At 48.8% G+C, this 20,055-nt stretch carries 18 protein-coding genes; 8 read left to right on the top strand and 10 right to left on the bottom strand.

The genetic code is table 11. The annotated features are described in order from the left end of the window. The first annotated feature begins 196 nt into the window (after positions 1 to 196). Positions 197 to 1,231: a 3-dehydroquinate synthase gene (gene aroB / locus ACQ4MZ_RS30625; RefSeq protein WP_430851738.1), complete on the top strand. Its 1,035-nt coding sequence runs from the start codon at positions 197 to 199 to the stop codon at positions 1,229 to 1,231. Between the two features lie 92 nt (positions 1,232 to 1,323). Continuing rightward, positions 1,324 to 1,899: a DUF4136 domain-containing protein gene (locus tag ACQ4MZ_RS30630; protein WP_106595747.1), complete on the top strand. Its 576-nt coding sequence runs from the start codon at positions 1,324 to 1,326 to the stop codon at positions 1,897 to 1,899. Between the two features lie 133 nt (positions 1,900 to 2,032). On the opposite strand, the gene ACQ4MZ_RS30635 is transcribed toward ACQ4MZ_RS30630, so the two are convergent. From ACQ4MZ_RS30635 to ACQ4MZ_RS30650, 4 genes are all read right to left on the bottom strand, one after another. Next, entirely contained in the window at positions 2,033 to 2,926 is an 894-nt protein-coding gene (locus ACQ4MZ_RS30635) for an NAD(P)-dependent oxidoreductase (protein ID WP_430851740.1), read from the bottom strand. 27 nt (positions 2,927 to 2,953) lie between these two features. Next, positions 2,954 to 4,567, bottom strand: a complete 1,614-nt coding sequence (locus ACQ4MZ_RS30640) for an acyl-CoA carboxylase subunit beta (protein ID WP_430851742.1) — start codon at positions 4,565 to 4,567, stop codon at positions 2,954 to 2,956. 105 nt (positions 4,568 to 4,672) lie between these two features. Further along, the gene (locus ACQ4MZ_RS30645; protein ID WP_430851744.1) at positions 4,673 to 5,638 is read right to left on the bottom strand and encodes an MlaD family protein; all 966 of its coding nucleotides are present in this window, start codon (positions 5,636 to 5,638) and stop codon (positions 4,673 to 4,675) included. Positions 5,639 to 5,742: 104 nt separating this feature from the next. Next, the gene (locus ACQ4MZ_RS30650) at positions 5,743 to 6,540 is read right to left on the bottom strand and encodes an N-acetylmuramoyl-L-alanine amidase family protein (protein ID WP_430851746.1); all 798 of its coding nucleotides are present in this window, start codon (positions 6,538 to 6,540) and stop codon (positions 5,743 to 5,745) included. Between the two features lie 75 nt (positions 6,541 to 6,615). On the opposite strand from ACQ4MZ_RS30650, the gene ACQ4MZ_RS30655 reads away from it, so the two are divergent. Then, positions 6,616 to 9,540, top strand: a complete 2,925-nt coding sequence (locus ACQ4MZ_RS30655) for a putative LPS assembly protein LptD (protein WP_430851748.1) — start codon at positions 6,616 to 6,618, stop codon at positions 9,538 to 9,540. Between the two features lie 70 nt (positions 9,541 to 9,610). Here the strand turns inward: ACQ4MZ_RS30655 and ACQ4MZ_RS30660 are convergent, their stop codons facing one another. Next, positions 9,611 to 10,006, bottom strand: a complete 396-nt coding sequence (locus ACQ4MZ_RS30660) for a DUF1573 domain-containing protein (RefSeq protein ID WP_430851750.1) — start codon at positions 10,004 to 10,006, stop codon at positions 9,611 to 9,613. Positions 10,007 to 10,213: 207 nt separating this feature from the next. On the opposite strand from ACQ4MZ_RS30660, the gene ACQ4MZ_RS30665 reads away from it, so the two are divergent. The 4 genes from ACQ4MZ_RS30665 to ACQ4MZ_RS30680 are packed head-to-tail and all read left to right on the top strand — an operon-like array spanning position 10,214 to position 14,932. Beyond that, positions 10,214 to 12,628 (top strand): alpha-ketoacid dehydrogenase subunit alpha/beta, encoded by a 2,415-nt coding sequence (locus tag ACQ4MZ_RS30665; protein ID WP_430851752.1) that lies wholly within the window; start codon positions 10,214 to 10,216, stop codon positions 12,626 to 12,628. 4 nt (positions 12,629 to 12,632) lie between these two features. Next, positions 12,633 to 13,211: a sugar transferase gene (locus ACQ4MZ_RS30670; RefSeq protein WP_430851754.1), complete on the top strand. Its 579-nt coding sequence runs from the start codon at positions 12,633 to 12,635 to the stop codon at positions 13,209 to 13,211. Beyond that, positions 13,205 to 13,795, top strand: coding sequence for an acetyltransferase (locus ACQ4MZ_RS30675; RefSeq protein ID WP_430851756.1), 591 nt, complete (start codon positions 13,205 to 13,207; stop codon positions 13,793 to 13,795). The genes ACQ4MZ_RS30670 and ACQ4MZ_RS30675 overlap by 7 nt, the downstream gene beginning before the upstream one ends. Positions 13,796 to 13,807: 12 nt before the next feature. Beyond that, positions 13,808 to 14,932 (top strand): DegT/DnrJ/EryC1/StrS family aminotransferase, encoded by a 1,125-nt coding sequence (locus tag ACQ4MZ_RS30680; RefSeq protein WP_430851758.1) that lies wholly within the window; start codon positions 13,808 to 13,810, stop codon positions 14,930 to 14,932. Here the strand turns inward: ACQ4MZ_RS30680 and ACQ4MZ_RS30685 are convergent. The 3 genes from ACQ4MZ_RS30685 to ACQ4MZ_RS30695 form a co-directional block, all read right to left on the bottom strand. Continuing rightward, positions 14,929 to 15,789 carry an FKBP-type peptidyl-prolyl cis-trans isomerase gene (locus ACQ4MZ_RS30685; RefSeq protein WP_430851760.1) on the bottom strand — a complete coding sequence of 287 codons (861 nt, stop codon included), beginning with the start codon at positions 15,787 to 15,789 and terminating at the stop codon, positions 14,929 to 14,931. The genes ACQ4MZ_RS30680 and ACQ4MZ_RS30685 overlap by 4 nt on opposite strands. 71 nt (positions 15,790 to 15,860) lie before the next feature. Continuing rightward, the gene (nth, locus tag ACQ4MZ_RS30690; protein ID WP_430851762.1) at positions 15,861 to 16,523 is read right to left on the bottom strand and encodes an endonuclease III; all 663 of its coding nucleotides are present in this window, start codon (positions 16,521 to 16,523) and stop codon (positions 15,861 to 15,863) included. A gap of 377 nt (positions 16,524 to 16,900) precedes the next feature. Then, entirely contained in the window at positions 16,901 to 17,500 is a 600-nt protein-coding gene (locus ACQ4MZ_RS30695; RefSeq protein ID WP_015813074.1) for an RNA polymerase sigma factor, read from the bottom strand. A gap of 383 nt (positions 17,501 to 17,883) precedes the next feature. Between ACQ4MZ_RS30695 and ACQ4MZ_RS30700 the strand changes: the two genes are divergently transcribed. Continuing rightward, complete coding sequence (locus tag ACQ4MZ_RS30700; protein WP_430851764.1) at positions 17,884 to 18,579, top strand: YjjG family noncanonical pyrimidine nucleotidase; 696 nt, start codon at positions 17,884 to 17,886, stop codon at positions 18,577 to 18,579. Positions 18,580 to 18,590: 11 nt separating this feature from the next. Here the strand turns inward: ACQ4MZ_RS30700 and ACQ4MZ_RS30705 are convergent, their stop codons facing one another. Together ACQ4MZ_RS30705 and ACQ4MZ_RS30710 are read right to left on the bottom strand one after the other, a co-directional pair. Beyond that, on the bottom strand, positions 18,591 to 19,484 hold the full coding sequence (locus tag ACQ4MZ_RS30705) for a S1 family peptidase (RefSeq protein WP_430851766.1): 894 nt from the start codon (positions 19,482 to 19,484) through the stop codon (positions 18,591 to 18,593). 26 nt (positions 19,485 to 19,510) lie between these two features. After that, entirely contained in the window at positions 19,511 to 20,053 is a 543-nt protein-coding gene (locus tag ACQ4MZ_RS30710; RefSeq protein WP_430851768.1) for a DUF2911 domain-containing protein, read from the bottom strand. Positions 20,054 to 20,055: the final 2 nt, after the last annotated feature.

A 20,055-nucleotide genomic window follows, 5' to 3' on the forward strand; every position in this document is an offset into this window, starting at 1 on the left:
CAGGCATTTGAACCGGGAATGCGACCTGGGAAAAAATTTCTCGGGATACAAAAACTAAATGATTATTTGATAAGCATAATAATTGCTATCTTTAAAATGGTTTTCCAAAATTTTATTTTAAAAACCTGGAAATCAACGCATCCATTTGGTTGCACTCATCGTATCTGTGATGAGCCCGTCTCAATGATAGTTTAGAATGAACCAGTCAGTAGTAATTGCACCGATAGGCGAGAGCTTACCGGATTTTTTGAGTTCCAAACAGTATTCAAAAATTGTAGTAATAGCCGATAACAACACCAAAAGGTATTGTTATCCGATTTTGAAGGTGTTTTTGCCGAAACATAGTGTTGTTACCGTTCCCAGCGGCGAGGCGCACAAGACACTGGCGACTTGCGAGAAAATCTGGGAGGCCATGACCAAGGAAGAGCTCGACCGCCACGCATTGGTGATCAATGTGGGCGGCGGGGTGATCGGCGACATGGGTGGTTTTTGTGCCGCGGTGTACAAGCGTGGAATAGATTTTATCCAGGTTCCGACGACCTTGCTTTCGCAGGTGGATGCGAGTGTCGGAGGGAAATTAGGAATTGACTTCCAGGGTTTTAAAAACCATTTGGGTGTTTTCAATATCCCGAAAAGCGTGCTCATTGATCCGGTATTTTTAAAGACCTTGCCGGAACGCGAGATACGGTCGGGATTTGCAGAGATTATCAAGCATTGCCTGATCGCCGATGGTACGAAATGGGAGGAAATCCGGGCGAAGGATTTTGAAGAGCAAAACTGGCCGGACCTGATCGCCCATTCGGTGAAGATTAAGCAGCAGGTAGTGGACCAGGACCCGACGGAGAAAGGTTTGCGGAAGATCCTGAATTTCGGGCATACGCTCGGCCACGCGGTGGAGACATGCTTTTTGAATAAAAGCCCGAAAGAGCGGCTTTTCCACGGGGAAGCGATTGCGGTGGGGATGATCATGGAAGCGTACCTGTCGTTCGAACGGAAAATGATCGATCAGCAGACGCTGACGGACATTGAGGAGTTCCTGTTCGCGACGTACGGCAAGGTGAAGATTTCGCCGGAGGATATTGAAGAAATCATCGCGCTTACGCGCCAGGATAAGAAGAATAGAGGAAAGGAAATCAGGTTTTCATTGCTGAAAGGGGCCGGGCAATGTGCCTTTGACATCGTAGTAACGGCAACAGAAATGCGCAGATCAATAGCTTATTATTTGGGATAGATTTACAGGCTCGGCATAAGCTATTGGTAACGTGAGAGGAGTATTCAAAATACATTCTTGATATATCTTAATTCACAACCTGACAAATTTAAATGCTTATGCTGAGGTCTATTTCTATTTATGCCGCTTTACTGCTCGTAGTCGTGATTGCAGGGTGTTCCAGTGGCCGGAAAGTGTTTGTGGAGCATGATTACAGCTACGAAACCAATTTTAAAGATTACTCTTCTTATACGTTTCTGGAATGTGAGAGGGATACCAATAATCTTTGCACCGAAATTTATGAGGCGATCCGTCGTCAGATGCAGGTAAGGGGCTACAAGCTCACTGCCGAAAAGCCCACGCTGCTGGTGAATTATGGTATTTTCTACGATAACCTGCGTTACCAGGGCTATATGCAGCCGGTGATTAAGAACTGGGTGGATACGGAGAACGAGGGATTCCGCTACGAACCGATCAAATACGCACTGGACAAAGGTACATTGATCGTTTCACTTATTGATGCGGAGAGCGACCAGGTGGTGTGGAGGGGTTATGCTTCGGGCATATTCAAAGGGACGGAAGGTTCCAATAACCATTACCGAAGCGTTGTAAGGCGCATTTTTGACCAATATCCGCTGTTTGCCAAAGGTTACGACCCGCGGCGTTACAGCGAGCAGGTAGGACGATAACGACATGGCATGGCCGATCAGAGATCGGCGACATAGGTGGTGCCGACCCGGAGGTTGGCACGATCATATCACTAACGAAACGGCTCAAAATTGTCCGATATGGATGATTCTGAGCCGTTTCGTTGGCGTAAAATTAATCTCCCTGCTTTGTAAGTCCGGCGTCGTCGGACGCGCCCAGTGCCAATGCACCCCAGTCGAGGTTTTCACGGCCTTTGGCAAGGCCGGAAATGAAGCGGTTTTTGATAATGTCTGCGAAAGGCATCGGTGCATTTACGTCCGAGGCCGTTTGCAGTGTCAGGTTAATGTCCTTCAAACCGAGTGGAAAGCGGAATGCGACCGGCTCATAAGTATTACTCGCGACGAGCTTGCCGTAATTCTGGAAAATAGGCGCCGCGAACAAGGTCGATGTCAGCATTTCGTAAATGGCTTGTCTTGAAATGCCATTCTTTTCGGCCATAGTGAATGCTTCGCCCATCATTTCTAGGCTGCACGCGATCATGAAGTTGCCCGCTAGTTTGATCACATTCGCCGCTCCGGGATCATCACCAAAGTCGAAAACACCTTTTACAAAGCTCTGCACAATCGGCTTAATGCGCTCCTTGGCGGCCGCATTACCCGAAAGACAGATGTTCCCCACCTTCGCACGCACGGCTTCCGGACGGGCAAATATAGGCGCGCCCACGTAATGCGCGCCGTACCACTCGTGTACCTGCGCGAGTTGGCGCGAGGTTTCTGGTGAAATAGTGCTCATCGAGATGTGTACACCGTCTTTTCCGAGCTTTTCGACGAGTTCCATGGAAAACAGTTCCTCCACAGCCGCATCGTCGGCTAATACCGAAAATACCAACCCTCCGGGTGTAATGGCGTCGATTGCTTCCTCAACTACTGTCGCGCCAAGTTTGGTCAGCGGTTCTGCTTTGGAGGCCGTTCTGTTCCAGACGACCAGTTCATAACCTGCTGCAAGCAGGCTTTCAGCGATAGGAGTACCGAGGTTCCCGAGCCCGAGAAACGCTATTTTTTCAGACATAATGATTGGTTTGGATAGTATGCAAAATTAAACCTGTATGACGCCTACATTGAATGGCCTCTCAATGGGTGCCTGGTCGGCGGCGGTAATGCCCGCCGAGATAATGCGCCGCGTCTCGACCGGATCGATAATGCCGTCGACCCAAAGGCGCGCGGCGGCGTAGTACGGGGATAGTTCCTGGTTGTAACGGTCGGTAATCTGATTTAACAATTCCTTCTCCGCCTCGGGTGTGATGGTTTCGCCTTTGGCTTTCAAGGTGGCTGTTTGTACTTGCAGCAAAGTCCGTGCCGCGGTAGCGCCGCTCATAACGGCCATTTGGGCCGTCGGCCAGGCAAATATCAGCCGAGGATCGTAGGCTTTGCCGCACATGGCATAGTTACCGGCACCATAGGAGTTCCCGATAATGAATGTAAACTTCGGTACCACCGAGTTCGCGACCGCATTCACCATTTTAGCGCCATCTTTAATAATCCCCCCTTGCTCCGCCCGGCTGCCGACCATAAAACCGGTGACATCGTGGAAGAAAACAAGCGGGATCTTTTTCTGGTTGCAATTCATGATAAAACGCGCTGCTTTGTCAGCTGCTTCGGCGTAGATCACCCCGCCCATTTGCATTTCGCCTTTGCCGGAGCGTACCATTTTGCGTTGGTTTGCGACGATACCTACCGCCCACCCGTCCACGCGCGCGTAGGCGCATATGAGGGTCTTGCCGTAATCGGGTTTATACTCATCGAGCTCCGAGTTATCCACCATGCATTCCAGAATGGGCAGCACGTCGTAAGGTTTCAGGCGGTCGGTGGGGAGCAGGTTATAAATTTCCTCAGGTTTGCGTGACGGCGCTTCCGCGTTTTTGCGGTCGAAACCGGCGGATAATGGCTTGCCTATTTTATCAATATGCCTTTTAATAGCATCCAGGCATGATTTGTCGTCGGGGAACTTGTTGTCGGTTACGCCGGAGATCTCGCAATGCATGGCTGCGCCTCCTAGCGACTCCGCATCGATATCTTCGCCGATAGATGATTTTACCAGATAGGGTCCTGCCAGAAACACCGAACCGGTACCTTCTACGATGAAAGCCTCGTCGGACATGATCGGCAAATAAGCCCCGCCTGCGACACAGGCACCCATGATGGCCGAAATCTGCACAATGCCCATGGCCGACATTTGCGCATTGTTCCTGAAAATGCGGCCGAAATGCTCCTTGTCCGCGAACACCTCCGCTTGCATGGGCAGGTACACGCCCGCGCTATCGACGAGGTAAATGACCGGCAGTCGGTTCTCCATGGCGATTTCCTGCGCACGCAGGTTCTTTTTCGCAGCGATCGGAAACCACGCACCGGCTTTTACCGTGGCGTCGTTGGCGATGACCATACATTGCCTGCCCGAAACATAGCCAATGCCCACCACCACGCCGCCCGCCGGGCAGCCACCTTCTTCCTCATACATGCCATCGCCGACGAATGCGCCTATTTCGAGGAAATCAGAGCCTTCGTCGATCAGATAGTCGATCCTTTCCCTGGCCGTTAGTTTACCTTTCTGATGCTGTGCTTCAATTTTCTTCTTACCTCCGCCGAGCTTTACCTGCTCGTATTTCTGGTTCAGGATTTCGATGAGGTGTGGTAGGCTTTCCTGGCTGGTCATGATGATGAAGAATGGTGTGAGTAATGGAAATGGGCTTATTTCAAATGTAAAAAGTCGTTCACCGGTAAGCAAACGACTTTCATATTTATTTAAAAATGAGGAACCCTATTTAATGGTCGTGGCAGTGTCCAGCGGCGATTCGGCCGGCCCTTTGTCTTTTTTACCAAACACCGAAACATTGATATACCGTTTCGGATGCTCGCGGAAGTTGGTGAGCAGCTTGTTCATGCTGATCATCGTGCGATTCAGGTTGTTATACAATGTTTCATCCTTCACGAGCTTACCAGCCGTTCCTTTGCCCGATTCAACGCTCGCGAGCAGGGTATGCAGTTCTTCAATGGTCTTACGGGCACTTGTTACGGTTTCACCCAATCGCAATGCATTCAGCGAATCGGCTAGCGTGCCGGTTTTGGCGAGCAATGGCTTCAATTCTTTTTCCGTCTCGACGAGCGATGTCGTGAGCTTGTTCAGGTTCGAGGTCATAGCCAACAGGTTTGCCCGGTTTTCGGCCAAAAGACCTTGCAGGCTGGTTCCTGTCTGGTTATAGTTTTTCAAAACCTGATTGAGGATCAAACCTGTTTCCTGGAAACCGCCTACAACGAGATCGAGGTTTTTGATGAGTGAGTCGGCGTGGGAAACGAGGGGCAATGCTTTTTCCTGTAAAACAGCGGAAATGCCCGATTCCTTTTTAGCAATAAGCGTGTCGCCGTTTTTCATCGGGGCGCCGGTACCCATAGCGAGGTGAATTACCTTGCCGCCGAGAAGGCCCCCGTCGGCCAGCACCGCACCGGTTCCCTGGGGTACAACAATGCCCTTTTGCACGTCGATCGTCACCAACAGCTGGTTCCCGCGGTTTTGGAGCAACTTGATCTCCTGCACACGACCTACATTCAAACCATTGAGCAGAACGGGATTGGATGCGGTGAGTCCATCGATATTGTCGTAAACGACGTGGTATTTATATGTTCTGGAAAAAACGTCGGAGCCTTTGAGGATGTGAAAGCCGAAATACAGCATGATAATGGCGAAGAGTGCCATAATTCCGACTTTTGCTTCTCTTGATATTTTCATGGACTATTGGTTTGTCCTGCTTACAGCAGCGGCAGGTTAAGCGGTATTAACACCAAAGTATCAAAAATTGTTTTGACAAATCAAAGCAATATGTGACCGTTGAGCTACCGGTCCATATCTTTTTTGTACGCCATAAATGCCGAATGAATGCATTTGGCAACTTCTTCCTGGCCTTCTTCTGAGCTCAGGTATTCTTCTTCATCGGGGGAGGAGAGAAAGCCGGTTTCGATCAGCACGCTGGGCATGGCACAACGCCAAAGCACGAGGAAACCCGCCTGTTTCACCCCACGGCTGTCACGCTCGGAGATCGACTGGAATTTCTTTTCGATCAAATCAGCCAGTTTCAAGCTGCTGGAAATGAATGCGCTCTGGTAATTCGCGAGCATGATGTGCGCGAGCGGCGAATCGGGGTCGAAGCCTTTATATTTTTGCTTATAATTGGTTTCCTGCAAGATTACCGAGTTCTCGCGTTTCGCTACTTCGAGGTTACCTTCGGTTTTGTGCAAACCCATGACGAACGTTTCAGTACCTCTCACAGATCTGGAACGGGGTGTGGCATTGCAATGGATGGAAATGAAAAGGTCGGCATTGTTGCGGTTGGCGAATGCGGAACGCTCGCCGAGTTCGATGAATACGTCGGTAGAGCGTGTGTAGAGCACTTTGACGTCCGGCGTTTCTTCCTTGATCTTCTTGCCGAGCTCCAATGCTACGGCCAATGCTACATCTTTTTCCTTGGTGTATTTGCCCCTGGTGCCGGGGTCTTTGCCGCCGTGCCCGGCGTCGATTACAACTGTATTAACCTTGCTTCCCGACTTCGTAGTAACCGGTTCTTGCTGAAAAACAAAGGCGACGCTCGCCAGCAGAAAACTTGCTACAATTACTAATTTAAGAAGTTTTAACATTATTTTTTAGTTGGGGCCTTACGCGAAAGGGGTTTCTCTGCTAATTTTGAAATTCGTTATGCAAAAATACGCTAATTGTTAGAACTGAAAAGAAAGGCGATTATTATATCGTCGGTAGTTGCGGCGTTTCTCCTGTTCAGCACTGTGGCATGTGTGCAGCAACGCTCCAAGGGTTCCGGGAAAAATCAGGGTAAGCTTAAAAGTTCGGCTTCTGCAAAGCAATCAGCGGATTCCCTTCTTACAGTGCAAAAGCAAGCAGGTGCGGACACGTCCCGCGCCGGTCAATCCGGTGCGTCCATCCCAAGAGGAGGTGTTGGGGTCGATAGTACCTTGACGGGCAAAGGGTTAGCAACCGATTCGACGGCCGCGGACACCCTCAAAAACCCCGACGATCTCGAAAACACCGTGGAATATACAGCCGAAGATTCCACGATCATGGACGCTGTTTTGAAGCAGGTGCATTTGTATGGAAACGCGGAAGTGAATTACGGGACCATTAATCTTAAAGCGAATTACATCCGCCTTAACTGGATTACCAACGAAGTTTACGCGATCGGGACTTATGATTCTACGGCAAAAAAAATGGCCGGCGAGCCGATCTTTCAGGATGGACCGGAGACGTATAATACCAAAGAGATACGCTACAATTTCAAATCCAAAAAGGCACTGATCCAGGGAATTGTAACCCAGGAAGGTGATGGAAACATCCGGGGCGAGAAGGTGAAAAAGGATACGGAGGGCAACTTTTACATCAGGCATTCGATCTATACTACTTGTAATCTCACCCACCCGCACTACTTCATCAATGCGCCCAAGATCAAGATGGTGAACAAGAAGCAGGTCATTTCGGGGCCATTCAACCTCGTCATCAGCGATGTACCATTGCCGATAGGCTTGCCGTTCGGCTTTTTTCCATTCCCGAAGAAGAAAGAGAACGGAACGAGTGGGGTAATCATTCCGACCTACGGGGAGGAACCGAATGGTCGCGGTTTTTACCTGCGCGACGGCGGTTACTACTTCGCGATCAGCGAATATGTCAATGCGATTGTTACAGGCCAGATTTACTCCAATACCAGCTGGGGACTCGGGCTTACATCGAGCTATATCAAGCGTTACCAGTATTCGGGTAATCTTTCGCTGCGTTACAACAGAAACAAGTCCAGTGATGAGGTCCAGAGGTCTTTTGGTCTCGGGGTCACAAACGATTTCAGTATTGTATGGTCACATGCGCCAAAACCTCGCGGGAACTCACAGTTTTCTGCGAATGTGAATGTAAGCAGTAATACGTATAACCAGCAGCAAGAGGCCAATATAAATAAGTATACATCCAACGTGGCCAGTTCCTCGGTGCAATACAACCGCACCTTTGGCCAGTATATGCGTGCGGCGGGTTCGTTACGTGTGAACCAGAACTTTGGGCAGGTCGATCCGACGAAAAACGGACGACGCACAGGCGGCAAGACCAACGTTTCTACCGATTTCAGTTTCGGGGTGAACCAGATCGCCCCATTCGCATTAAAAGGGGGGCGCGGACGCTGGTATGAAAGTTTTCGTTTAGGCCTGGACTTTAACGGAAACTATGCCTTAGCCAATGCACTGACGGCCATCGACACCTCTTACAGCAGCCTGGGTTTTGTAGTAACCGATGCGAAGATCGACACGACCCGTCTCAATAAAACAAAAATTGTCGCATTCAACCTGGACAACTTGCCGGATATGCTCAAAGATGCCCAGTTTACAGGCCGGTACAGTCTCCCGATCTCGCTGCCAAACTTCAAGGTATTGCGTTTTGTGAATATCACGCCGAGTATGTCGCTATCGGGGGAAATTTTCACTAAACAGTATAAGTACACTAAAACCGGCCGCGATTCGATCCGCATTGATACATTGAGAAAGGTCGGTACCGAGTATTCCTACAACTTTGGAGCGGGAATGAACACGCGTTTTTACGGGACGTTCTTCTTTGGCGGGAAGCGCCTGGAAGCCATTCGCCATACGGTAATTCCGTCGGTATCATTTACGTACACACCTGATTTTACCGGGGAATCGTTCGGGTTCTACGAAAGGATTCAGGTAGAAGATAGGAAAGGTAATGTACGGGACCTTTCCTTGTCCAAGTTCCGCGGCGTTGGTTCAGGTGTAGGTAACGGGCGTGCGTCCAGCGTCATTTCATTCAGTTTGAATAACTCGTTTGAGATGAAGCTTAAAACGAAGAGTGATACGGCAGCACAGCAGTTCGAGAAGGTTTCGCTGCTGGATAACCTGAGTTTGGGAGGTAGCTATAACCTGTTGGCCGACTCATTGAATTTATCGAACATTACCGTCAATGCCAACGCGCGGATCGGACGGAACCTGAACTTGAACTTCAATATGAACCTGGACCCGTACACCTATGTGGCGAACCCTAATATTGTGGGTAATCAGATCGGGACGAAGGTTAATAAGTACGCAGTTACTTCCGGTCAAGGCCTGGCGAACTTGCAAAGCCTCGGGTTTACATTGGGAACCAGTTTCTCACCTAAAAGCAGCTCTTCCAACACGAACACCAAAAACCCGCAGAACACCGCCAATCCAAACGATCCTAATGCTGCGGCCAAGGAGGAGGCAAAGGAGTTTATTGCGCAAAACCCCGATTTATATGTAGATTTCAATATCCCCTGGAATGTCTCGCTGAACTATAACTTCGGGCTTACCAAGCCAGGCTTGTCGAAGGCGACAATCATCCAGGCGATCCAGGCTACGGGCGATCTGAGCCTATCCAAAAACCTGAAAGTAACCCTTAGCACCGGTTTTGACTTCGTGGCGTTCGAGCCAACTATCACGCAGATAGGTCTTATGCGTGATCTGCATTGCTGGGATATGAGCTTCAACTGGACGCCATTTGCAGGAAGCGCAGCCCGTGCAAGCAACTATACCTTCACCCTGAAAGTGAAGTCGGCTATTCTGCAAGATCTGAAAGTGACCCGCCGCCGGTCGTTCTACGATAGAGCGGCTTATTAATCTGTCATTGGTGTGGAAATAAAAATGGCCGTCCCATCGGAACGGCCACTGCAATGCTTGCGGATAGTGCTTATTTGGACGCGGGCTTAGCTGCCTTCGGAACCACTTCGCCGTTCAGGTAAAGGGTAATGGAACCACCTTCTGTGTTGCTGAAAACGGTTACAGGCTTGTTGAAAGGACCTGCCGCAGCAGCGTTAAAAGTAGCTTTTACCGAACCGGTTTTACCTGGAAGTACAGGATCTTTCGACCATACGGGTGTAGTACATCCGCATGAAACAGTTACGTTAGAAAGGATCACGGGATCGGTACCTGTGTTGGTGAATACAAACTCATGCGTAACAGGAGTGCCTTGTGGTACTTTACCGAATTTGTGTGTCTCTTCTTTGAATTTCAAAACACCTTTCTGTGCAAAACTTACGGTGGTCAGCCCGAGGATTAAAACCAGCGCTGAAAAGAATACTTTCATAGTTGTAACTATACTTTAAGTGGTGGAAAACTTACTGTTAAACAAGATTAACGCTTAAAAAGCTAAATATAATAATCATTAACCAATATTAACAATGCCCCAAAAGTAGGCGTTCCCGTGCCGCGGTTATTATTTTCCTGCCTAATTTTGGCTTGCATTCAAAAAAACGTAATTTAACTTACGGATTAAAACCCGTGATTTTTGCTTATGCTTCAAAATGATAGTTTGACCGGTTCCAGTGTTTTGACAAAGGAAGAGATTATCGACGATTACCGCCTCGCGTGCGAGAGTCGTCAGGTAAGTTTGCTGGGGAGGAAGGATACAATGGGCGGCCGTTCTAAATTCGGGATTTTTGGAGATGGGAAGGAAGTGGCACAAATTGCACTTTCCAAAGTTTTTCAGCCGGGAGATTTTCGCTCGGGATATTATCGGGACCAGACCATCGAAGCGGCTGTCGGGAATCTTACCTGGCAGCAATTTTTTGCCCAAATGTACGCCCATGCCAATCTCGAACACGAGCCGAATACCGGCGGACGCTCCATGAACGGCCACTTCTCGACACGATGGGTGGATGAGAATGGCGACTGGCTGGATCAAACCAAATTGCACAATTCCGTTTGCGATATTTCATCCACGGCCGGGCAGATTCCACGCTCGGTAGGTCTTGGATACGCTTCCAAATTATACCGCGAGAATGCAGAGCTGCACGATATGACCACGTTTTCCCGTAATGGAAATGAGGTGATTTTCTCGACGATCGGTGATGCTTCTACTTCCCAGGGAATGTTTTGGGAGGCGATGAACGCAGCCGGTGTTTTGCAGATTCCGCTCGTTGTTTCGGTGTGGGACGATGGTTATGGAATATCGGTTCCGGTAGAATATCAGACTACTAAGGGTAGTATATCAAAGGCATTGGCTGGCTTGCAGCGGAATGAGGACGGCGAAGGTATCGAAATACTGACGGTGAATGGATGGGATTATCCTGCGTTGGTAGAGGCTTATCAGAAGGCATCGAAAATCAGCAGAGAGCAACACGTGCCGGTGCTGGTGCACGTTACCGAACTCACTCAGCCACAAGGGCATTCCACTTCCGGCTCGCATGAGCGGTATAAATCAAAACAACGGCTCGCCTGGGAGCGTGAGCACGATTGCAATGTGCGTTTCCGCGACTGGATATTGAAGAACGGCTACGCGACAGACGACGAACTGGAAGAGATTGAGCGGGAAGCTAAAGAAAAGGCCCTGCACGAGCGCAACGCGGCGTGGCAGGCGTATCGAAAAGAGTTGGATGCGGAATTTAGTGATACCATTCAGCTTTTGCAGGCGGTTGCGGCCGCAAGCTGCTTTGCGGCGGAAGTAAACAATGCCATTCTCGAATTGCAAAAGACCTACCTGCCCGTGCGCAGGGACATGATCGCGACCGTGCGTAAGGTTTTGAGGGTTATTGGAAAGGAAGAGAACCCGGAGAAATATGCATTGCAGCTGTTTTTGAAGGATAATCTCAAAGCCAATAAAGAACGTTTCAATACACATTTATACAGCGAAACGCCCTACTCGCCCATGCTCGTTGAGCCGGTGAGCCCTACATTCTCGGACAATAGCCCGACAGTCGACGGGCGAGAGGTGATACGGACCTATTTCGACGCGCTGTTCAAAAAAGACCCGCGTGTGGTGGCATTGGGCGAGGACATTGGCTTTATCGGAGACGTCAATCAGGGGTTTGCCGGTTTGCAGGAAAAGTACGGCGAAGTCCGCATTACCGACACCGGTATCCGTGAGACGACAATCATTGGCCAGGGAATAGGCATGGCCATGCGCGGCCTGAGGCCGATCGTTGAAATCCAGTATTTTGATTATATCTACTATGCATTGGCGACGCTTACGGACGACCTTGCTTCACTTCGATACAGAACAGCCGGCGGGCAGCGCGCCCCGCTGATTATCCGCACACGAGGACACCGTCTGGAAGGCATCTGGCATTCTGGTTCGCCAATGGGCACGATGCTGAGCAGCTTGCGTGGCTTGCACGTGATAGTTCCGAGGAATTTTACACAGGCAGCAGGTTTTTACAATACATTAATGAAAGGGGATGACCCTGCATTGATTGTGGAACCGCTGAATTCTTATCGTCAGAAAGAAATTTTGCCTGATAATGTGGGCGATTATTATATTCCGCTAGGCCAGCCTGAAATTTTAAGAGAAGGAAATGACCTCACTATTGTTACCTATGGCTCGATGTGTCGTATAGTAATGGAGGCCGCTTCTCAATTGCAGAGTTCAGGAATTGAAGTTGAAGTCATCGACGTGCAGACTTTGCTGCCATTCGATGTCGACAACCGGATAGTGGAGTCCATTAGAAAGACGAACCGGGTGATTTTCGCGGATGAGGATTTGCCCGGAAGTGCGTCAGGTTTTATGATGCAGCAGGTTTTGGAAAGGCAGCACGCTTATCGCTGGCTCGATTCGGCACCGGTAACCATCACAGCGAAAGACCACCGCCCGCCTTATGGCTCGGACGGCGATTATTTCTCGAAGCCTAATATGGACGACATTTTTGAAACTGTTTACGAAATCATGCGCGAAGCGGCCCCAGATAAATATCCGGAGCTGTTTAACGTATGATCTTATGTATCGTTCAAAAGGAAAGAGAGTCTTAGACATTTTACTGGCGGCAATGGGGTTGATTACCTCGTTGCCGTTTTTTGTTGTGTTGCTGCCGGTGTTGTGGGTTCATTTTAGAGGTAACCCATTCTTTGTGCAAGCCAGGCCGGGGCTGAATGCGCGGTTATTCACAATTCTGAAGTTAAGGACTATGCATGGCGATGGGAGACCGGCTACCGGGCTAGGTAAATTGCTCCGAAAAGCGTCGATCGACGAGTTACCGCAGTTCTGGAACGTGCTCTTGGGCGATATGAGCATTGTGGGGCCAAGACCTCTGTTGCAGGAGTACTTGCCGCTTTACAATGCGGAGCAGCGATTGCGGCACACAGTGAAACCTGGTATGACCGGCCTGGCGCAAATCAACGGTAAAAACAGGCTGACCTGGGACGAGAAGTTTGAATTTGACGTGCACTATGTGGACAACCTTTCACTGTCGCTCGACATCAGGATTATCTTTGAGACGGCCGCGGGATTTCTGCTAATAAAGGAAACCGCCGGTTCAGTGGGCGACGTTACACCATTCAAAGGTAATGCGGCATGTTAATCTACGGTGCAGGCGGGCAGGCGAAGGTGGTGGCAAGTATACTTTCGGCACGCGGGGAACGGGTTATTGGCGTGTTCGACGACCATTGGCAAGATGTGGAATGGTCTGGTCCGTGCGTTCCGGCAACTTACAGCCCATTGCTGATGCGGAATGAACAGCTGATTATTGCCATCGGTAACAACTTTACACGGCGGCAGATAGCCGGGAAGATCGTGCATTCTTTTGGAACAGCCATTCACCCCACAGCAACAATCGATCGCTCGGTACGCCTGGGAGAAGGACTCGTGGTAGTGCATCGAGCGGTTATACAAGTCGATTCTTGTATAGGAGATCACGTGATTGTCAATACCGCCGCTATCGTCGATCATGAATGCGTTGTTGGCAACTTTGCACACGTAGGTCCGGGAGCTATCTTGTGCGGAGGCGTGCAAGTAAGCGAATGCACGCTGATAGGTGCGGGGAGTGTGGTATTGCCGGGCGTGAAGGTGGGCAAGGAATGTGTGGTCGGTGCGGGCTCCGTGGTGCTGTGGGATGTCCCCGATTATACGAAGGTGGCGGGTAACCCCGCGAAGATTATTCATTAATATAGACATACTATGCATTACAAAATACACTTGTCGCCGCCGCATATGAGCGGGCGTGAGCTGAAATACATTCAGGAGGCATTCGAAAGTAACTGGATCGCGCCTGTCGGGCCGAATATCGATGCATTTGAAGTGGAGTTATGCCAATACACCGGCAGTAGATATGCACTGGCCCTGTCGTCGGGTACAGCAGCCATACACCTTGCATTGCTTACTTTGGGCGTTGGCAAGGGCGATATCGTTCTCTGCCAGTCATTGACATTCGTGGCCACCGCAAATCCGATCATGTACGTGGGCGCGACGCCGGTTTTCATCGACAGCGAGCCCATTACCTGGAATATGTGCCCTAATGCGCTGGAAGATGCGATTGTGCACTATTTAAGTATTGGCAAAAAACCGAAGGCGGTGATCGTCGTGCATTTGTACGGTATGCCGGCGATGCTCGATGAGATTTTGTATTTGTGCAGAAAATATGAAATCCCGCTGATTGAGGATGCGGCGGAGGCACTGGGTTCTGAATATCAGGGCCGAAAGGCGGGGACTATTGGGGATATCGGGGTTTTGTCGTTCAATGGAAACAAAATCATTACTACTTCGGGCGGCGGTGCAATGCTGTCGGATAATGCCAAATACATTGAAAAGGCCCGGTTTCTGGCAACGCAGGCACGAGAGCCGGTAACGCATTACGAGCATGCGGAAATTGGCTATAACTATCGGATGAGCAATGTATGCGCGGGGATTGGGCGTGGGCAATTGGAAGTTATAGCTGAAAGGGTTGCAAGGCGGAGGGGCAACTTTCAGTTTTACCAGACTTCCCTGAGCGGAATGTCTGGCATAAGCTTTCAGGATGGCTTTACTGATATGCTATCAAACCGTTGGTTGACAACAGTGATCATTGAAGGCCGGGGGATAGGCCCTTTTTACATTCAAAATGTGCTTGCAGAACACGCCATCGAATCGCGGTCGGTGTGGAAGCCGATGCATTGTCAGGCAATATACAAAACGCTACCCCGTTTCGGAGGTAGCGTTTCGGAAAGGTTGTTTGACCGTGGGCTTTGCTTGCCGTCCGGGTCGAATCTTAGCGATGACGACAAGAAGCTTATAGCCCGGATCACCTGCGATGGCTTCGAAACTTAGTTTTGAATCTCAACCTCAAACTGAAGCGGAGAATATGGAAGGATCGAGTTGCTTCCATTTTTGCCATATGCAAGTGAGGAAGGGAATACAATAATTGCTTTTTCGCCCTTTCTCATCTTCCTGATAGCCCGGTCAAATCCGGGGATGGTGTTGGGGCTACCGGTAATGAAGCTGCTCGTGCGTTCATCGAACTTGGTATCATCCAGAAGTCTTCCTACATACTTGACATTCACGGATTTTCCTACACCGATCGTATCGCCGGTCACGGTATTGGCTCTTACGATAACCAGGTTATCTGCACTTCTTTCCGATACTGTGTAACCCTTTTTGGCAATGAAATCATCGATTTGTTGAGGTTCTGTGCGGGTTTTGATAAATTCAACTTCCAGTCGGATAGGGGAATATGCAGGAATATTAACGCGGTCAACTGCGCCGGAAGCCAGGTAATAGGGCAAAAAGAACGTAGTTTTCTCGCCGACCCTCATTTTGAAAATGCCGATTTCAATACCGCCCCAGTATACATTTCCACCAGCTGGGAAAGAAAATTCCGTTTTGTTATCTTCAACAGAAGAAATCACCTTTGTTCCGTTCAGCAAATAGCCGGTGTATTTGATCGTTGCCGCATCGCCGGGTTGCGCTTTCAGACCAGCCGGATTAGACTTTCTGACAATATAATAAAGTCCGGTAGAGTCCCTCACCGCCTTTGAGCCCAGGCTGTCGGCCTGCAATGCTGCTTGGATAGCTGCCTCATTTTCGGCGATTTTCTCTTCGTCCCTGCTCGATACATCTTTCATACAAGATGAGACCCCGATCGCCATCGTCAGTAGTACACACCATACCAAATTGATACGCTTCATTTCTTTTCTAAGTAATTAATGGGATTGTTTTAGTTTTCAGGGAGACCCTGGTATGTAGGAATTGGTTGTAATCATGAGTGAAAAACGTCGATTTTGACATTTTTCTCAAAGTATTTGCAAAATGGCGATAGCGGGCACTGAAAGCATTGCGGGTTGCGCGCGGTACACACGTAGCGCCCGTGCAGAATCAACCAGTGATGCGCTTTGTGAATCAAATGCTTAGGGATATGGCTCACCAGTTCCTTCTCGACAGCCAGTGGCGTCTTTGCCGTAAGCGGTACCAGCCCAAGCCGGCGCGACACCCTGAAAACGTGCGTATCCACCGCCATTGCCGGCATGCTGAAAATCACCGAGGCAATCACGTTGGCCGTTTTGCGGCCCACACCGGGTAGCTTTTGCAGTTCCTCTACAGCGGAAGGGACCTCCGAGTGAAACTGCTCGACCAGCATCCTTGCCAGGCCTACCAGGTGTTTGGCTTTGTTGTTGGGGTAAGAAATGGACCTGATATAAGTGAATACTTCCTCCGAATTCGAAGCGGCGAGCGACTCCGGATCAGGGAAACGTTCGAAAAGCTTCGGTGTGACCATGTTCACACGTTTGTCGGTACATTGCGCAGACAGCACCACCGCCACTAACAGCTCATACGGATTGGAATAATGCAGTTCGGTTTCGGGCTCCGGGAAGTTCTGGGTAAAATAATCCAGGAAGTGTTTATAACGTTCTTTTTTTTGCATAATACGGTCATGGTCCTATGAAGGAAGAGACTCCAACACAGAAATCTACTGAGAACAGGAGCCGACTAACGGGGTTCCGTTCTGAATCTTAAAAATAATGACAATTTCCAGCTACCGCACCGGTAGCTGGAAACAAAAAATCTGCCGACTCGTCCTAGTACAGGAGTGCAGCAGATCTTTTAGAAGAGAATTGTCGCGAATATCTGAAAACTTCTGAAATCACGTTCTCGGAAGGAGTCCGAGTGATCCTGTTCATCTGATTCTGGATTTCCAGAGAATCAAGATAAAAGTTCATCAAGTTATCGTCAAGAGCGAGCGCCTCAACAATCTGTTCATTTTCATTCTCAGTTGTTTCGGCATATAAATACCTTACAACGTCATCGTAAGTAAAGGTTTTTGTCATACTGTGGGGCACGTTGGTTAAATTGCTTACGCAGGTTTATCAACGCGTAACGCATTCTACCCAATGCCGTATTAATACTCACACCCGTGGCGTCTGCAATTTCCTGAAAACTCATGTCCTCATAGTGGCGCATGATCAGAACTTGCTTCTGCACGTCGGGCAACCGCTGGATCATCTCCCGCAGCTGCTCATGTGTTTCCTGACGAATCTGGATCGACTCAACGGAATCTTCCGAAAAATCCAGCGTGTTGAAAACACTGCTCCCATCTTCGAACACTACATTGGGGTAGCGTTTATCGCGTCTGAAATAATCAATGGCGAGGTTGTGTGCGATTCGTATAATCCATGGTAGGAACTTACCTTCGTCGTTATATCTCCCACCTTTAATTGTGTCAACAGCTTTAATAAATGTATCCTGTAATAAATCTTCGGCTACATATTGATCCTTGACAATCAGATAAATAGTGGTGTATATTCTCGACTTATGGCGTTGAACAAGCTTCTCGAAAGCCTTCTCATTGCCCCGGATATACAATGTTACCAACTCACTGTCGCTAACTTGGACTTTCTCCATTTTACTATTCGATTTAGTTAACGTAGAGCAGTTCGTCGATATTGTTTCTCCTTTCTGGTTTGGTGAAAAATTAGATGTGACTTTTCGGCATTTCGAATTATACGAATCAAAGAAATGGATTTGGAAAATAATTTGCAAATGTTTGAGTTGCTTTTTGCAGAAAAATTATTTCCCGTTAACAGATGTTAACAAGTTGTGCATGTTTTAGATGCATCACGTTCGTTGTCACCAGGTCGTAGACATATTAGAATAAATAATAGTATTTAATAAATAATTTATGATGCTAGTGTCGAGTTAGATCGATTTTCGTATGCCGGACCCTATATTTTTCGGTCGGGCATTGTAATTTCACTTTTCTTATAAAAATTGAATTTTTACCAGATATGAAATATAAGCATATCTTCTTCGATTTGGATCACACACTTTGGGATTTTGAAAGAAATTCGTCCGAATCCCTCGAAGAAATTTTTCATCATCACCAGCTTACCCGCTATGGGATCCCGTCACTGGAAGCATTTATATGCTCTTTTCTTAAAATTAATACGGCATTGTGGGACGCATTTGACCGGGGCCAGCTGCACCATAGCTATATACGTGAGAATCGTTTCAGAATGGTTTTTGAGGAACTCGGCGCGGAATGCCCGCCCGAGCATGCAGAAATCGGGGAGCTGTACCTTAGTTCGCTGCCTACCAAAAAGCATCTGTTGGAAGGAGCGCTCGATTTGTTGAACTACGTTTCGGCGGCGGGCTACGGAATGCACATTATCACAAACGGATTCAATGAAATCCAGGCGAGAAAAATTGCCAGTTCAGAAATCGGCCATTTTTTCAATCACGTAGTCACTTTCGAAACAGCCAGCGCCAAAAAGCCCGATCGCCGTATTTTCGAATTTGCATTGGACCTCGCACAAACGACGGCGAACGAAAGCCTGATGGTAGGCGACAACTGGATCGCGGATATTCTGGGGGCAAAACAGGTTGGTATGGATACGGTGTATCTCAATCCGGCGGGTCTGGAATTCGATGAATCGCCTACCTATAATATCAAAAGGCTGGAAGAGCTTATGCTTGTCCTGTAATGATGCAGCTGTCAGGCTGGATCGGCTTCGTAATAGCGGATGTGTTTTTCTTTTAAAAACTGTTTGATCACGTCCACGTGCACGCATTGCCCGACGTTCAGGAACGGGTAATTGGATACCCGCTTGCGGTGCCCGTCAATAGTCACCTCGCGGTTGACCTGGTCGAAGCCGAGGTGCAGGTGGCGTGTGGAGCTCTGCATTCCATAAATAATGCCGTTTTGGTCAAACAACGGTCCGCCACTCTGGCCGCGCAGCCCCGGTGTGCTCATTTCTATGCCGACAACCTCACTGTTGTCGCCGATATGGCGGGTAATTATGCCGTCGATTGGAAAACTGGGAGTCTTGATTTTTCCTTCAGTTGTCCATTCGATATCTCCCGTGTGTTTATTGTATCTGTAATTGGTGAACTCGGGAAACGGATAGCCCAGCCGGCACAAATAGCGGCCCTGCTTCACCATCCTGGAATCTTTCAGGAATTGGGCATGAGACTGGTATTGCTTCGATTCGTAATTCCGGAATTGGATGATGGCCAGATCTTGTGTCGGGTGCAGATGGACGGTGAGCCCTTTGTACGCCGATACGCAATGGATAAAATTGAAAAGTATGCGGATCGGGCTGTCCGGCGCGATTTTGTATTTCGTTTCCAGCAAACTGCGCTGTGCGCCGAGGCCGGGATCTTTCTCGAATTTCCGCAGTTCGCCCTTGAATTTCAAGTAGTTTTCATAAATGCTGTTGGCATGCAGAATTTGCCGTGCTACATGCCTGCACGTGACCGCGAAACCGTCTTCATTTACAAAAAACAATGTGGCAGTACCCGGAACAATGTCGCTCCCTGCGTAATAACGGATGATAAAGTGAACCGGACGGGTAAACTGATCTATTTTTTCAATAGCATCAACAAACATAAAAAACTGGCCGGAGCCGTATCGAACTAAGGGTGGGTAAAGGGAACAAGTGCCTCCGTCTGGTCCCAGCTCAGGACCATATTGGCACCATTGGGGATTTCTTCAAAATAGATTTGGAATACCTCTTGGACCGATGGACGAATCCGGATAGGGACTTCCACGTTCATGACATTCCTGCCATCGTTGTAATCGGTTCCCCATTGTCCGGTTTCGGAGTTCAGGATGATTTTCCAGGTGCTTTGCCCGGGGACTGAAAAAAGCGAATAAATGCCGGCCTTTATCGGTTTTCCGCCCATTAAGATATCTTTTTCGAATTCAATCAATGTCGCTTCGTTGGCACCGGTACGCCATACTTTGCCATAAGGCAGCAATGCTTTATCCTGCTCCCTGCCGAAAATCAGGCGACCTTTTTTACTGGGTTGTCCGTAGGAAACTTTGATCTTTATTCCATTCAGACTGGTTTCCGCCACTGCCTCTGGGCTGAATGACTTGGTATATTTCCTGACTCCCCAAAAGCCTGCGAATGCGACGATGATCAAGGCAAAGACAATCAGTAGAACTCTTTTCATAA

This window comes from Dyadobacter sp. BHUBP1 (genome assembly GCF_050587785.1).
Lineage (GTDB): Bacteria > Bacteroidota > Bacteroidia > Cytophagales > Spirosomataceae > Dyadobacter.

Excerpts from the sequence above, each read along its gene's own strand:
- ACQ4MZ_RS30630 (WP_106595747.1), top strand. The coding sequence starts at position 1,324 with ATGCTTATGCTGAGGTCTATTTCTATTTATGCCGCTTTACTGCTCGTA.
- ACQ4MZ_RS30685 (WP_430851760.1), bottom strand. The coding sequence starts at position 15,789 with ATGAAGCGTATCAATTTGGTATGGTGTGTACTACTGACGATGGCGATC.
- ACQ4MZ_RS30680 (WP_430851758.1), top strand. The coding sequence starts at position 13,808 with ATGCATTACAAAATACACTTGTCGCCGCCGCATATGAGCGGGCGTGAG.
- ACQ4MZ_RS30635 (WP_430851740.1), bottom strand. The coding sequence starts at position 2,926 with ATGTCTGAAAAAATAGCGTTTCTCGGGCTCGGGAACCTCGGTACTCCT.
- ACQ4MZ_RS30670 (WP_430851754.1), top strand. The coding sequence starts at position 12,633 with ATGTATCGTTCAAAAGGAAAGAGAGTCTTAGACATTTTACTGGCGGCA.
- ACQ4MZ_RS30640 (WP_430851742.1), bottom strand. The coding sequence starts at position 4,567 with ATGACCAGCCAGGAAAGCCTACCACACCTCATCGAAATCCTGAACCAG.
- nth (WP_430851762.1), bottom strand. The coding sequence starts at position 16,523 with ATGCAAAAAAAAGAACGTTATAAACACTTCCTGGATTATTTTACCCAG.
- ACQ4MZ_RS30645 (WP_430851744.1), bottom strand. The coding sequence starts at position 5,638 with ATGAAAATATCAAGAGAAGCAAAAGTCGGAATTATGGCACTCTTCGCC.
- ACQ4MZ_RS30705 (WP_430851766.1), bottom strand. The coding sequence starts at position 19,484 with ATGTTTGTTGATGCTATTGAAAAAATAGATCAGTTTACCCGTCCGGTT.
- ACQ4MZ_RS30675 (WP_430851756.1), top strand. The coding sequence starts at position 13,205 with ATGTTAATCTACGGTGCAGGCGGGCAGGCGAAGGTGGTGGCAAGTATA.
- ACQ4MZ_RS30700 (WP_430851764.1), top strand. The coding sequence starts at position 17,884 with ATGAAATATAAGCATATCTTCTTCGATTTGGATCACACACTTTGGGAT.
- aroB (WP_430851738.1), top strand. The coding sequence starts at position 197 with ATGAACCAGTCAGTAGTAATTGCACCGATAGGCGAGAGCTTACCGGAT.
- ACQ4MZ_RS30650 (WP_430851746.1), bottom strand. The coding sequence starts at position 6,540 with ATGTTAAAACTTCTTAAATTAGTAATTGTAGCAAGTTTTCTGCTGGCG.
- ACQ4MZ_RS30695 (WP_015813074.1), bottom strand. The coding sequence starts at position 17,500 with ATGGAGAAAGTCCAAGTTAGCGACAGTGAGTTGGTAACATTGTATATC.
- ACQ4MZ_RS30660 (WP_430851750.1), bottom strand. The coding sequence starts at position 10,006 with ATGAAAGTATTCTTTTCAGCGCTGGTTTTAATCCTCGGGCTGACCACC.
- ACQ4MZ_RS30710 (WP_430851768.1), bottom strand. The coding sequence starts at position 20,053 with ATGAAAAGAGTTCTACTGATTGTCTTTGCCTTGATCATCGTCGCATTC.
- ACQ4MZ_RS30665 (WP_430851752.1), top strand. The coding sequence starts at position 10,214 with ATGCTTCAAAATGATAGTTTGACCGGTTCCAGTGTTTTGACAAAGGAA.